Below are 14,259 nucleotides of genomic sequence, written 5' to 3' on the forward strand. Positions count from 1 at the left end.
GGATAGGGGCTGTCAGTTCAATTAACTACCGTTACCCAAAGCTACCGGTCGTTTCAACCCCTGCCGAGTTGCTTCTTGATGAATTCGAGCATCTCGTCGTCGCTCGCGGAGGCCAGTTGCTCGCTGACGTCGCCGCCGGCGCCGCTCTCGTCGGCCGCGCCGGAGGGCCGCGCATCGCCGTTCTTCCAGCGGTCGAGCGCCGCCTGGAGCCGCACCGCCACCTTCGTACGGGTGATCTCGTCGGCCGATCCGACGGCGGCGAGGCTGCCTTCGAGCCGGTCCAGGTCGCCGAGCAGCAGGGTCGCGGGGTCGGCGGCGTCGGGGGCGAGTTCGGTGCGCAGGCAGTCGGCGAGGGCCGTGGGCGTCGGGTGGTCGAAGACCACCGTGGCGGGCAGGACGAGGCCGGTGAGGGCGTTGACGCGGTTGCGCAGTTCGACGGCGGTGAGGGAGTCGAAGCCCAGCTCGCGGAAGGCGCGGGTGGGTTCGACGGCGGCCGCACCGCTGTAGCCGAGCACGGCCGCGACCTGCTCGCACACCAGGTCGAGCAGCAGCCGCTCCTGCTCGGGCCTGCCCAGGGCGGCGAGCCGCGCCGCCAGGTCCGGGGCCCCTGCCGCCTGCCCGGCGCCGCCTTCGGTGGCGGCACCGGCGAGGCGCCGCACCTCCGGCAGTTCGGCGTAGAGCCTGCTGGGCCGGACCGTGGTGAACGCGGGTGCGTACTGCGGCCAGTCGATGTCGGCGACCAGCGCGGCCGTGCGGTCGTGGGCGAGGAGCCGGTGCAGGGCGGCGATCGCCCGGTCCGGGTCGAGCGGCGGGATCATCCCGCCGCGCAGCCGCTCGGCGGCGACGCCCTCGGCGGCCATGCCGCTGCCCGCCCACGGGCCCCACGCCACGGAGGTGGCGGTCAGGCCCCGGGCCCTGCGGGCGTGCGCGAGCCCGTCGAGGAAGGCGTTGGCGGCGGCGTAGCTGCCCTGTCCGGGGCCGCCGGCGACTCCGGCGAAGGACGAGAAGAGCACGAACGCCGACAGGTCGAGGCCCGCGGTCAGCTCGTCCAGGTTCCGGGCCGAGGTGGCCTTGGCGCGGAAGACGGTGGCGAACCGTTCGGCGGTCATCCCGTCGAGCACGCCGTCGTCGAGGACGCCCGCCGCGTGGAACACGGCGGTGAGCGGCGCGTCGGCGGGGACGGCGTCGAGGACGCGGGCGAGCGCGTCGCGGTCGGCGGCGTCGCAGGCCGCGAGGGTCACGCGGACGCCCGACTCCTCCAGTTCGGCCCGGAGTTCCCCGGCGCCGGGCGCCTCGGCGCCGCGTCGGCTGGTGAGCACCAGGTGCTCGGCGCCCTCACGGGCCAGCCAGCGTGCCACGTGCCCGCCCAGGGCTCCCGTGCCGCCGGTGACGAGCACGGTGCCGCGCGGGGTCCAGCCGGTGGCGTGCGCGTCGTCGAGGGGCGCGCGCACCACGCGGCGTGCGAACGCGCCGGAGCCGCGCACCGCCACCTGGTCCTCGTCCGCGTGGGCGCCGCCGAGGACGCGGGCGAGCCGGGCCGCCGCCGCGGTGTCCGCCGCCTCGGGCAGGTCGACGAGGCCGCCCCAGCGCTCGGGGTGCTCCAGGGCGGCGACGCGGCCGAGGCCCCACAGCGCGGCCCGCTCGGGAGCGGTGTGGCCGTCGGCGGCGCCCACGGCGACGGCGTCGCGCGTCGCGCACCACAGGGGTGCGTCGACGCCCGTGTCGCCGAGGGCCTGGATCAGCGCGAGGGTGAGCGCGGCGTCGCCGTCGACCGCCCCGTCGGTGGGTGCGTCGGCCGCGAGCAGCGACAGTACGCCGTGGAAGTCCTGGGCGGTGTCTCCGGCCGCCGCGCGCAGGAGTTCCGCGACGGTGTGGCGGTCGGTGGCGTGGCCGGGCACCTCCACGGTGACCAGGCGCACGCCGCGCTCGGCCGCCAGCGCGGCGACGGCCGTGCTCCACGGCGCGTCCGCGCGGCCTTCCGGCACGACGAGGAGCCAGCTGCCCGTGAGGTCACCGGCCGCCGTCTCGGTGAGCGGGGTCCAGGACTCGCGGTAGCTCCACCTGTCGAGCGCGGAGCTCTCGCGCCGCTGCCTGCGCCAGGCCGTGAGGGCGGGCAGGACGTCGGTCAGCGGGGCGTCGTCCGGCACGGCCAGGGTCTTGGCGAGCTCGGTGAGGTCCTCGCTCTCCACGGTCTCCCAGAACCGCGACTCCACCTCGTCCGCCGCCACGGGGCGGTCCGTGTCCGCCGCCGCGTCCGCCGTCTCCAGCCAGTAGTGCTCGTGCTGGAAGGCGTACGTGGGCAGCTCGACGCGGCGCCGTGCGTCGGCCGGTGCGTACAGCGGGGTCCAGTCGACGTCGGCGCCGCGTACGTGCAGCTGCGCCAGGGCCGTCAGGAAGGTGTCGGGCTCGGGGCGGTCCTTGCGGACGGCGGCGACCAGGCCCGCCTGCGCGGCGGGGTCCGTGACCGTGTCGTGGGCCATCGCGGTGAGGACGGCGTCCGGGCCGAGTTCGAGGAAGGTCGAGACGCCCTGCCCGGTGAGGGCGTTGAGGCCGTCGTGGAAGCGGACCGCCTCGCGGATGTGGCGGACCCAGTACTCGGGGTCCTTCAGCTCGGCGGGATCCGCCAGTTCACCGGTGAGGTGGGAGACGACCGGCAGGACGGGGTCCGCGTACGTCAGGTCTTCGGCGACCTTGCGGAAGTCCTCCAGGGCCGGGTCCATCAGGGGCGAGTGGAAGGCGTGGCTGACCTTCAGCCACTTCACCTTCCGGCCGTCACCACGCAGGGTCTCTGCCAGGCCTTCGAGGGCGGCCCGGTCGCCGGAGAGCACCAGCTGCGCGGGTCCGTTGACGGCGGCCACGCCCACGCGGTCCGCCACGTCGGCGAGGAGCGGCAGCACGTCGGCCTCGGCGGCCTGGACGGCCAGCATCGCGCCGCCGTCGGGCAGGGCCTGCATCAACCGGCCCCGCGCCGCGACCAGTTGGGCCGCATCTTCGAGGGACCACAGTCCGGCCACGTACGCGGCAGCCAGCTCGCCGATGGAGTGACCGCCGACGACCTCGGGGCGGACGCCGAAGGACTCGGCCAGCCGGTACAGGGCGACTTCCATCGCGAACAGCGCGGGCTGCGCGTAGCCCGTCTGCTCAAGGAGGTCGGCGTCCGTGCCGAACATCACGCTCTGGAGCGAACGCTCTATCCACTGATCAGTATGGGCGCAGACCTCGTCCAGTGCGTCCGCGAAGACCGGGAAGGTCTCGTACAGCTCCTTGCCCATCCCGATGCGCTGGCTGCCCTGACCGGTGAACAGGACGGCGAGGCGGCCCTCGGTGACCGTGCCCGCGACGGCGCCCGAGGGCGTGCCGGAGGCCAGTGCGTCGAGGCCGCTCAGGAAGTCCGCCCGCTCGCGGCCGAGGACGACGGCCCGGTGTTCGAGGAGCGAGCGGCCCGTGGCGAGGGACCAGCCCACGTCGGCGAGGGCCGCCGGGTCCGCGGCGAGGGCGGGGTCGGCGACGAGGCGCTCCCGCAGCCGCCCGGCCTGGGCGCGCAGGGCGTCCGCGCTGCGCGCCGAGACCTGCCACGGCACCGGGCCGGTGCCCGCGGGCCGCGACGGCTCGGCGGCTGCCTTGGCGCGGCGGGGCGCCTGCTCGACGACGACGTGCGCGTTGGTGCCGCTGACGCCGAAGGAGGAGACGCCCGCGCGGCGCGGGCCGCCCCGGTCGGGCCAGTCGCGGGCCTGGGTGAGCAGTTCGACGGCTCCGGCCGACCAGTCGACGTGGGTGCTCGGCCGGTCGACGTGGAGCGTCCTGGGCAGGACGCCGTGGCGCATGGCCATGACCATCTTGATGACACCGGCGACACCGGCGGCGGCCTGGGTGTGGCCGATGTTGGACTTCACCGAGCCGAGGAGCAGCGGCTGGCCGGCGGGCCGGTCCTGGCCGTAGGTGGCGATGAGGGCCTGGGCCTCGATGGGGTCGCCGAGCGCGGTGCCCGTGCCGTGGCCCTCGACGGCGTCGATCTGCTCGGACGCGAGACGGGCGTTGGCGAGGGCCTGGGTGATCACGCGTTGCTGGGAGGGGCCGTTGGGGGCGGTGAGGCCGTTGCTGGCGCCGTCCTGGTTCACGGCGGAACCCCGGACGACCGCGAGCACTTCGTGGCCGTTGCGGCGCGCGTCGGACAGGCGCTCCAGGAGCAGCAGGCCCGCTCCCTCGCCCCAGCCGGTGCCGTCGGCGGCGTCGGCGTACGGCTTGCAGCGGCCGTCGCCCGCGAGGCCGCCCTGGCGGGAGAACTCGTCGAAGGCGCCCGCGGTCGCCATGACGGTGACGCCGCCCGCGAGGGCGAGGTCGCACTCGCCCTGGCGCAGCGCCTGCGCCGCCAGGTGCAGGGCGACCAGGGACGAGGAGCAGGCCGTGTCGACGGTGACGGCCGGGCCCTCCAGGCCGAAGGAGTAGGCGAGGCGGCCGGAGATGACGCTCCCGGACGTGCCGGTCATCAGGTGTCCCTCGACGCCTTCGGGGACGCTGTCGAGCCCGGTCGCGTACCCCTGGAAGCCCGAGCCGATGAACACGCCGGTGGAGCTGGAGCGCAGGGACTTGGGAGCGATGCCGATGCGTTCGAACAGCTCCCAGCCGGTCTCCAGGAGGAGCCGCTGCTGCGGGTCCATCGCCAGGGCCTCGCGCGGGGAGATCCCGAAGAGTCCGGCGTCGAACTCGGAGGCGTCGTAGACGAAGCCGCCCTCGGGCTTGTAGCGGGCGGCGCCGTCGAGGTCCCAGCCGCGGTCGGCGGGGAAGACGGAGATGGCGTCCGTGCCGTCGACGAGGAGCTGCCACAGGGCCTCGGGGGTGTTTGCGCCGCCGGGGAAGCGGCAGCTCATCGAGACGATGGCGATCGGGTCGTCGGCGACGTCGGCGGGCTGTGCCAGCGGGGCCGGGGCCGCCGTGGCGGCGGTGGCGCCGCCGGTGAGTTCGCCCAGCAGGTGCCGGGCGAGGACGTCCGGCGACGGGTGGTCGAAGACCGCGGTGGCGGGCAGCTGGACCTCGGTGGCCGCGGTGAGCCGGTTGCGCAGCTCGACCGCCGTGAGCGAGTCGAAGCCCAGCTCGCGGAAGGCGCGGGTGGGTTCGACGGCTTCGGCGCCGGCGTAGCCGAGCGCGGCGGCCGCCTCGGTCCGCACCAGGTCGAGCACGAGGCGCTGCCGCTCGGCCTCCGGGTGGCCCGCGAGCTCGGCGGCCCACGCCGACAGGGGCGCGGCGTCGCCCGCCGCGGCGGCCGTGGCGCGGCCGGTCGGCCGGGGGCGGAGTTCGGGCAGGGCGCCGAGGAGCGGGCTCGGCCTGGCGGCGGTGAACGCGGGCGCGAAGCGCTCCCAGTCCACGTCCGCCACCGTCAGGCAGGTCTCGTCGAGGGCGAGGGCCTGGGCGAGCGCGCCGACGGCGAGGTCCGGCACGAGCAGGCCCACGCCGCGGCGGCGCAGGTGCTCCTCCGCCTCGGCGGTGGCGGCCATGCCGGTGCCGCCCCAGGCGCCCCAGGCGAGCGAGGTCGCGCTCTGGCCGCGGGCGCGGCGCCGCTCGGCGACGGCGTCGAGGAAGGTGTTGGCGGCGCCGTATCCGGCCTGGCCGCCGCTGCCCCAGACGGCAGCGATGGACGAGAAGAGCACGAAGGCGTCGAGCTCCGCGTCGGCGAGGAGCGCGTCGAGGTGGGCGGCGCCCGCTGCCTTGGCGGCCAGCGCCACGTGCAGGTCGGCGGGGGTGGTGTCGGTGAGGGCGAGCGCCGGGCTGACGCCCGCGGCGTGGAAGACGGAGCGGACGGTGTGTCCGTCGGCCGCGAGGCCGTCGAGGAGTGCTGCGACGGCTTCGCGCTCCGCCACGTCGCAGGCGGCGACGGTGACGGTCGTACCCAAGTCCTCCAGTTCCGCCTTCAGTTCGGCGGCGCCGGGCGCGTCCGGGCCGCGGCGGCTGGTGAGCACCAGGTGTTCGGCGCCCTCGCGGGCCAGCCAGCGCGCCACGTGCGCGCCGAGCGCCCCGGTGCCGCCGGTGATCAGGGCGGTGCCGCGCGGCGTCCACTGCTCCGCCGGGCGGGCGTCGAGGGGCGCGTGGGCGAGGCGGCGGGCGAAGACGCCTGAGCCGCGCACGGCGAGCTGGTCCTCGGTGCCGGAGTCGCCGTCGGTCGCGGGGATGCCCGCGAGGACGGCGGTGAGCCGGGCCCCGGCGCGGGCGTCAGGGGCCTGCGGCAGGTCGACGAGGCCGCCCCAGCGCTCGGGGTGCTCCAGGGCGACGACGCGGCCGAGGCCCCACAGCTGGGCCTGGGCGGTGCTCGTCAGGCGGTCGCTGCGGCCGGTGGAGACGGCGCCGTGCGAGACGGCCCACAGGCGCGCCTCGATGCCGGTGTCCTCGAGGGCGCGCACCAGCGCGACGGTGCCCGCGAGCCCGGCGGGCACGGCGGGGTGGTCCGCGAGAGGAGTCTCGTCGAGGGCGAGCAGGGAGACGACGCCTGCGGGCTCGTCCCCGTCCCGCGTGTGCGCGCGCAGCCGTTCGGCGAGAGCGTCGGTGGTCAACTCTGCTTCAGTGACCCGGAGTTCGACGGATTCGACTCCGGCGCGGGTCAGGGCGTCGGTGACGCCCTGCGTCCACGGGTGCGCGGCCGCGCCCTCGGGCACGACGACCAGCCAGCGGCCGGTGAGGGCCGGGGCGGGCAGGCCGCCGGTCAGGGGCTTCCAGGTGACGCGGTAGCGCCAGGCGTCCACGGTGGAGCGCTCGCGGCGCTGCCGCCGCCACGACGACAGGACGGGCAGGACGGCACCGAGTTCGGCGGCGGAGCCGTGCGCCACCTCCAGCTCGGCGGTGAGCTGCTCCAGGTCCTCGCGCTCCACGGCCTCCCAGAAGCGGGCGTCCGTGTCGTCGGCGGCGGGCTGGGCCGCACCGCCCGGTGCGCGCCCGTCGACGAGCCAGAAGTGCTCGTGCTGGAAGGCGTACGTGGGCAGGTCGACGTCGGCGCGGGCGCCGGGGAAGAGGGCCGCCCAGTCCAGCTCGACGCCGTGGACGTGCGCCTCGGCGATCGCGGCCGCGAGGCGGTGCGTGCCGCCCCCGGTGCCGCGGGGCGCGCCGAGCACGACCGCCGGGCCGTCGGCCCCGACGGCCCCGCGCAGCGCGTCGCCGAGGACCGGGTGCGGGCCGACCTCGGCGAACAGGCCGTGGCCCGCGGCGAGCAGACCGGTGACGGCCTGCTCGAAGAGGGGCTCCTGCCGCTGGTTGCGGCGCCAGTACCCGGCGTCCATGGGGGTGCTGTCGGTCAGCCACTCCCCCGTGGTCGTGGAGTACAGGGGTACGTCGGCGGGGCGCGGGGCGAGGGCGGCGAGCGCGGCGTCCGCGTCCTCGTCGGGCCGCTCCCGCAGGGCCGCGACGCGGGCCGCGTCGCGCAGGGTCAGGGCACCGGCCACGCAGGCCGCGGCGATCTCGCCCGCGCCGTGGCCGACCACGGCGGCGGGCTCGACACCGGCCGCCCGCCACACGGCGGCCAGCGACACGAGGACGGCGAAGCGCAGCGGTCCGGCCGCGTCCGCCCGGTCGAGCAGCCGGTCTGCGTCCAGCTCGTCGAGCGGGTCTCCGTCCACGAACTCGGCGAGCGCGTCCGCGCAGGCGCGCATGCGGGCGGCGAACACCGGGGATTCGTCGAGGAGTTCCCGTACGGTGTCGGTCCACTCGGCGGCCTCGCCGGGGAACTCGCCGGGGAAGACGAACACCGGTCGGACCGGGCCGTCCGGTGCGCGGCCGGACACGGCCCGCGCGGCCGTGGTGGTCCCGGCGGCCAGTTCCTGGAGCCCGGCGAGCAGTTCCTCGCGGTCCCGGCCGAGCACCACGCCGCGGTGCTCGAAACGCGAGCGGGTCGTGGCGAGGGACAGGCCGACGTCCGCGGGCGCGGCGCCGAAGTCCGCCCGCAGCCGGGCCAGGAGCCGCTCCGCCTGCTCGCGCAGGGCCTGCGGGGACTTGGCCGACAGGGCGAGGGGCAGCACGGACATGGGCGCGACGCCGCCGTCCGCCGTGGGCTCCGGCTCACCGGCCGGTGCCTGCTCGACGATGACGTGGGCGTTGGTGCCGCTCACGCCGAACGCGGAGACGCCCGCGCGGCGGGGCGTGCCGTCGCCGTGCTCGGGCCAGTCGCGGGCGCCGGTGAGGAGCTCGACCGCGCCCGCCGACCAGTCCACCTCGGTGGTGGGGGCGTCCACGTGCAGCGTCTTGGGCAGGACGCCGTGGCGCATCGCCATGACCATCTTCATGACACCGGCGACACCGGCCGCGGCCTGCGTGTGCCCGATGTTCGACTTGATGGAGCCCAGCCACAGCGGCTCGGCCGTCGCGCGCTCCTGGCCGTAGGTGGCGAGCAGGGCCTGGGCCTCGATGGGGTCGCCGAGGGTGGTGCCGGTGCCGTGGGCCTCGACGGCGTCGACGTCGCCCGGCTTGAGGCCCGCGTTGGCGAGGGCCGCGCGGATGACGCGGCGCTGCGAGGGCCCGTTGGGGGCGGTCAGGCCGTTGCTCGCGCCGTCCTGATTCACGGCGGAGCCCCGGACGACCGCCAGGACCTTGTGGCCGTTGCGGCGCGCGTCGGACAGGCGCTCGACCAGGAGGAGGCCGACGCCCTCGCCCCAGCCCGTGCCGTCCGCCGCCTCGGCGAACGCCTTGCAGCGGCCGTCGGTGGCCAGGCCGCGCTGACGGCTGAACTCCACGAACGTCGCCGGGGTCGACATCACCGAGACGCCGCCCGCGAGGGCCATCGTGCACTCGCCCTGGCGCAGCGCCTGCGCGGCCAGGTGCAGGGCGACCAGGGAGGAAGAGCAGGCCGTGTCGACGGTGACCGCGGGGCCTTCGAGGCCGAAGGTGTACGAGATGCGGCCGGAGGCGACGCTCGCGGCGTTGCCGATGCCGAGGTAGCCCTCGACCTCGTCCGGTACGTGGTCGACGCCCGCGGTGTAGTCCTGGCCGTTGGTGCCCGCGAACACGCCGATCTGGCTGCCGCCGAGCCCGGCCGGGTCGATCCCGGCGCGCTCGAAGGCCTCCCACGCCGTCTCCAGGAGGAGCCGCTGCTGCGGGTCCATGGCGAGCGCCTCGCGCGGGTTGACGCCGAAGAACTTGGCGTCGAACTGTCCGGCGTCGTAGAGGAATCCGCCCTGGCGGACGTACGAGGTGCCGGCCTGGTCGGCGTCCGCGTCGTACAGCGCGCCGGTGTCCCAGCCCCGGTCGGCGGGGAACTCGGCGATCGCGTCGACGCCGTCGGCGACCAGCCGCCACAGGTCCTCGGGGCTGCGGACGCCGCCGGGGAAGCGGCAGCTCATGCCGACGATCGCGAGGGGCTCGTCGGTGGCCGCGCCGCCGGTGACGGGGGCGGGCAGGGCGGTCGCGGTCTCGTCGCCCAGCAGCTCGGTCCGCAGGTGGGCGGCGAGCGCGGCCGGTGTGGGGTAGTCGAAGACCAGCGTGGTGGGCAGCTTGAGGCCGGTGGCCGCGCCGATGAGGTTGCGCAGTTCGACCGCCGTGAGGGAGTCGAAGCCCAGCTCGCGGAAGGCGCGGTTGACCTGGATGTCGTCCACGCTCGGATAGCCCAGGACGTCGGCGGCCCGCTGGCGCACCAGGTCCAGGACGGCGGCTTCGCGGTCCTCGGGGGCGAGGGCGGCGAGCCGGTCGGCGAGCGCGTTCGCGGGCGCGGCGCCCGTCGCCGCGCCCGGGGTGCCGGTGGGCTCGGCGGGCGGCGTGAGGGCCGCGCGCGCCTCCGGGACGTCCGCGAAGAGGCGGCTGGGCCGCGTCGCGGTGAAGCCGGGCGCGTACTGCGCCCAGTCGATGTCCACGACGGAGGTCAGCGTCTGGTCGTGGCTCAGCGCCTGGTGCAGCGCGGCGATCGCGAGGTCGGGGTCCATGGGCGGCATCACGCCGTGCTTGAGGCGTTCGGCGGCCGCGCCCTCGGCGGCCATGCCGGTGCCGCCCCAGGGGCCCCAGGCGACGGACGTCGCGGCGCGCCCGGCGGCGCGCCGGGTCTCGGCGAGGGCGTCCAGGGCGGCGTTGGCGGCGGCGTACGTGCCCTGGCCCGAGCCGCCGACGACACCGGCGAACGACGCGAAGAGCACGAACGCCGACAGGTCGAGGGGGGACGTCAGCTCGTCCAGGTGGCGGGCCGAGTCCACCTTCGCCCGGAAGACGCCCGCGACGCGGTCCTCGGTGAGGCCGTCGAGCACGCCGTCGTCGAGGACGCCCGCGGTGTGGAACACACCGGTCAGCGGCGTGCCCTCCGGGATCTCCGCGAGGAGCCGCGCCAGCGCGTCCCGGTCGGCGACGTCGCAGGCGGCGACGGTGACGGCCGCGCCCAAGTCCTCCAGCTCCGCCTTCAGTTCGGCGGCGCCGGGCGCGTCCGGGCCGCGGCGGCTGGTGAGCACCAGGTGCTCGGCGCCCTCACGGGCCAGCCAGCGCGCCACGTGCGCGCCGAGCGCCCCGGTGCCACCGGTGATCAGGGCGGTGCCGCGCGGCGTCCACTGCTCCGCCGGGCGGGTGTCGAGGGAGGCCCGCACGAGGCGGCGGACGAGCACGCCGGAGCCGCGCACGGCGACCTGGTCCTCGCCCTCCAAGGCGCCGAGGGCCTGGGTGAGTCCGGTGACGGCAGCGGCGTCGGCGGCCTCGGGCAGGTCGACGAGGCCGCCCCAGGTCTGCGGGTACTCCAGCGCGGCCACGCGGCCGAGCCCCCACACGGCGGCCTGCGCCGGGTCGGCGGGTGCCTCGGCGGGCGTGGTCGACACCGCGCCGCGGGTCGCGGCCCAGACGGTGGCGGTGCTGCCCGCGTCGCCGAGGGCCTGCAGGACCACGGCGGTGCGCAGCGCGGCGAGCGGCGTCTCCCCGGTGGCGTCGGACCGCTCGGGCGCGGTCAGGGCGAGGAGCGACAGGACGCCGTTCCACTGGTCCGCCTCCTGCTGCCGCAGCAGTGCGGTGGCGGCGGCGCGGTCGGTGCTCGCGCCCTCCGGTACGCACACCACGACGACGCGGGCGCCGCCCGCGGCGAGGGCGCGCTCGGCGGCGGCGCTCCAGGGCCGGTCGGCGAGGCCGTCGGGGACGAGCAGCGCCCAGGTGCCGGTCAGCGCGGGGCCGTACGTCGAGGCCTGCGGCGGCAGCGGGTTCCAGGTGACGCGGTAGCGCCAGGAGTCGAGCGCGGAGGTGGTGCGCTGCTTGCGCCGCCAGGCCGTCAGGGCGGGCAGGACGTCGCTGAGCGGGGCGTCGTCCGGCACGTCGAGGGCGCCGGTGAGCTCGCCGAGGTCCTCGTGCTCCACGGCCTCCCAGAAGCGCGCCTCGGCGCTGTCGGCGGGGGCCGCGCCCACGGTCTGCCCCGGGGTGGCGGGGGCGGCGGTGTCCAGCCAGTAGTTCTGGTGCTGGAAGGCGTACGTGGGCAGCGCGACGCGGCGGCGCGCGCCGAGGGGCGCGTACCGCGGGGTCCAGTCGACGGTGGCGCCGCGCACGTGCAGGCGGGCGAGCGCGGTCAGGAAGGTGTCGGGCTCGGGTCGGTCGCGGCGCAGCGCAGGGACGAGTCCGGCCTGGGCCTCGGGGCCGGTGAGGGTGTCGTGGGCCATCGCGGTGAGGATCGCGTCGGGGCCCAGTTCGAGGAGGGTGGTCGCGCCGAAGCCGGTGAGGGCGCCGAGGCCGTCGTGGAAGCGGACGGCCTCGCGCACGTGCCGCACCCAGTACTCGGGGTCCTTCAGCTCGTCCGCCGCGGCGAGCGCTCCGGTGACGTTGGAGACGACGGGCAGCGTCGGGTCCTGGTACGTCAGCCCCTGCGCGACCTGCCGGAACTCGTCGAGCATGGGCGCCATCAGGGGCGAGTGGAAGGCGTGGCTGACCTTGAGCCAGCGGGTCTTGCGGCCCTCGGCGCGCAACTGCGCCGCGAGGTCCTCCAGGACGCCGCGGTCGCCGGAGAGCACCACCTGGGCGGGGCCGTTGACGGCGGCGAGGCCCGCCCACTCGGCGACCTCCTCCAGGAGCGGGGCGACGTCGGCCTCCGCGGCCTGCACGGCGAGCATGGCGCCGCCGCGGGGCAGGGCCTGCATCAGCCGGCCGCGGGCGGCGACCAGGCGGGCCGCGTCCTGTAGCGACCACAGGCCCGCCACGTGGGCGGCGGCCAGCTCGCCGATCGAGTGGCCGCCGACGACCTCGGGGCGCACGCCGAAGGACTCGGCGAGCCGGAAGAGCGCCACTTCGATGGCGAACAGGGCGGGCTGTGTGTAGCCGGTCTGCTCGAGGAGGTCGGCGTCCGTACCGAACATGACGCTCTGGAGCGAACGTTCTATCCATGGATCGATATGGGCACACACCTCGTCGAGCGCGGCCGCGAAAACGGGGAAGGCCTCGTACAGCTCACGGCCCATCCCGACCCGCTGGCTGCCCTGGCCGGTGAAGACGACGCCGAGGCGGCCCTCGGCGACCGAGCCGGTCACCGTGCCGGGGGCAGCGGGCCCTTCGGCGGCGAGGGACTCCAGGGCGGTGAGGAGCCGGTCGCGGTCCTCGCCGATGAGCACGGCCCGGTGCTCGAAGGCGGAGCGGCCGGTGGCCAGGGACCAGCCGAGGTCGGCGCGCGCGTCGGCGTCGGCGGCGAGGGCGGGGTCGTCGAGGAGCCGCTCGCGCAGCCGGGCGGCCTGGGCGCGCAGGGCCTTCGCGGTGCGGCCGGACAGCGGCCAGACCGTGGGACCGACGACGGTGCGCGTGTCCGGGGCACCCTCGGTCCGGGCGGGGGCCGCGTCGGTGTCCGCTTCGGCGGCGGGGGCGGGGCCTTCGTCGGCCCGGCCCTGCGGCTCGGCGGCGGGGGCCTCCTCGATGATCACGTGGGCGTTGGTGCCGCTGACGCCGAAGGAGGAGACGCCCGCGCGGCGCGGCGCGTCCTCCTGCTCCGGCCAGGCACGGCGCTCGGTGAGCAGTTCGACGGCGCCCGCGGACCAGTCCACGTGCGTGCTCGGCCGGTCCACGTGCAGCGTCCGCGGCAGGACCCCGTCGCGCATGGCCATGACCATCTTGATGACGCCTGCCGCGCCCGCGGCGGCCTGGGTGTGCCCGATGTTCGACTTGACGGAGCCGAGCCACAGCGGCCGGGTGCGCGGCCGCCCCTGCCCGTACGTAGCGAGGAGGGCCTGCGCCTCGATCGGGTCGCCCAGGGTGGTGCCGGTGCCGTGGGCTTCGACCGCGTCCACGTCGGCGGCCGTCAGGCGGGCGTTGGCGAGGGCGGCACGGATGACGCGCTGCTGGGCGGGGCCGTTGGGGGCGGTCAGGCCGTTGCTGGCGCCGTCCTGGTTGACGGCGGAGCCCCGGAGGACCGCGAGGACCTCGTGGCCGTTGCGCCGCGCGTCCGACAGGCGTTCAAGGAGGAGCAGGCCGACGCCCTCGCCCCAGCCGGTGCCGTCGGCGGCCTCCGCGAAGGCCTTGCAGCGGCCGTCGGCGGCCATGCCGCGCTGGCGGCTGAACTCCACGAACGCGGTGGGCGTCGACATCAGGGACACGCCGCCCGCGAGGGCGAGACCGCACTCGCCCTGCCGCAGCGCCTGCGCCGCCAGGTGCAGCGCGACGAGCGACGACGAGCAGGCCGTGTCGACGGTGACCGCTGGGCCCTCCAGGCCCAGGGTGTAGGAGAGGCGGCCGGAGACGACGGCCGCGGTGTTGCCGGTGCCCGAGTAGCCCTCGACGCTGTCGGCGGCCTCGGCGACGACGGCCGTGTAGTCCTGGCCGTTGGTGCCGGTGAACACGCCGGTGCGGCTGCCGCGCAGGCTCTGCGGGTCGATGCCCGCGCGCTCGACGGCCTCCCACGCGGTCTCCAGGAGCAGCCGCTGCTGCGGGTCCATGGCGCGCGCCTCGCGCGGCGAGATCCCGAAGAAGCCCGCGTCGAACGCGTCGGCGTCGTACACGAACGCGCCCTCGCGGGTGTACGTGGTGCCCTGGTGGTCGGGGTCGGGGTGGTAGAGACCGGCCACGTCCCAGCCGCGGTTGCCGGGGAACGCGGACACGGTGTCCACACCGTCGCGCACCAGCTCCCACAGCGCTTCGGGAGTGCTCGCGCCGCCGGGGAAGCGGCAGCTCATCGCGATGATCGCGACCGGCTCCGCGTCCTTCGACTCGAGTTCGCGCACTCTCCGACGAGTCGTGTGCAGATCCGCCGTCACCTGCTTGAGAAGGCGGCGGATTTTGTCGTCGTTCACCATCTGGCCTAGCTCCTAGAGACAAGGGGGGAGAGTGCGGTGCGCCGCCCCCGCGCCGAGGCGGGGGCGG

At 76.4% G+C, this 14,259-nt stretch carries 1 protein-coding gene; it reads right to left on the minus strand.

Annotated elements, in window-relative coordinates:
• Nucleotides 1–53: 53 nt before the first annotated feature.
• On the minus strand, nt 54–14,189 hold the full coding sequence (locus tag AC5WAM_RS07315; protein WP_495523524.1) for a type I polyketide synthase: 14,136 nt from the start codon (nt 14,187–14,189) through the stop codon (nt 54–56).
• Nucleotides 14,190–14,259 lie beyond the last annotated feature (70 nt).

Source organism: Streptomyces sp. JLYT201 (genome assembly GCF_059448825.1).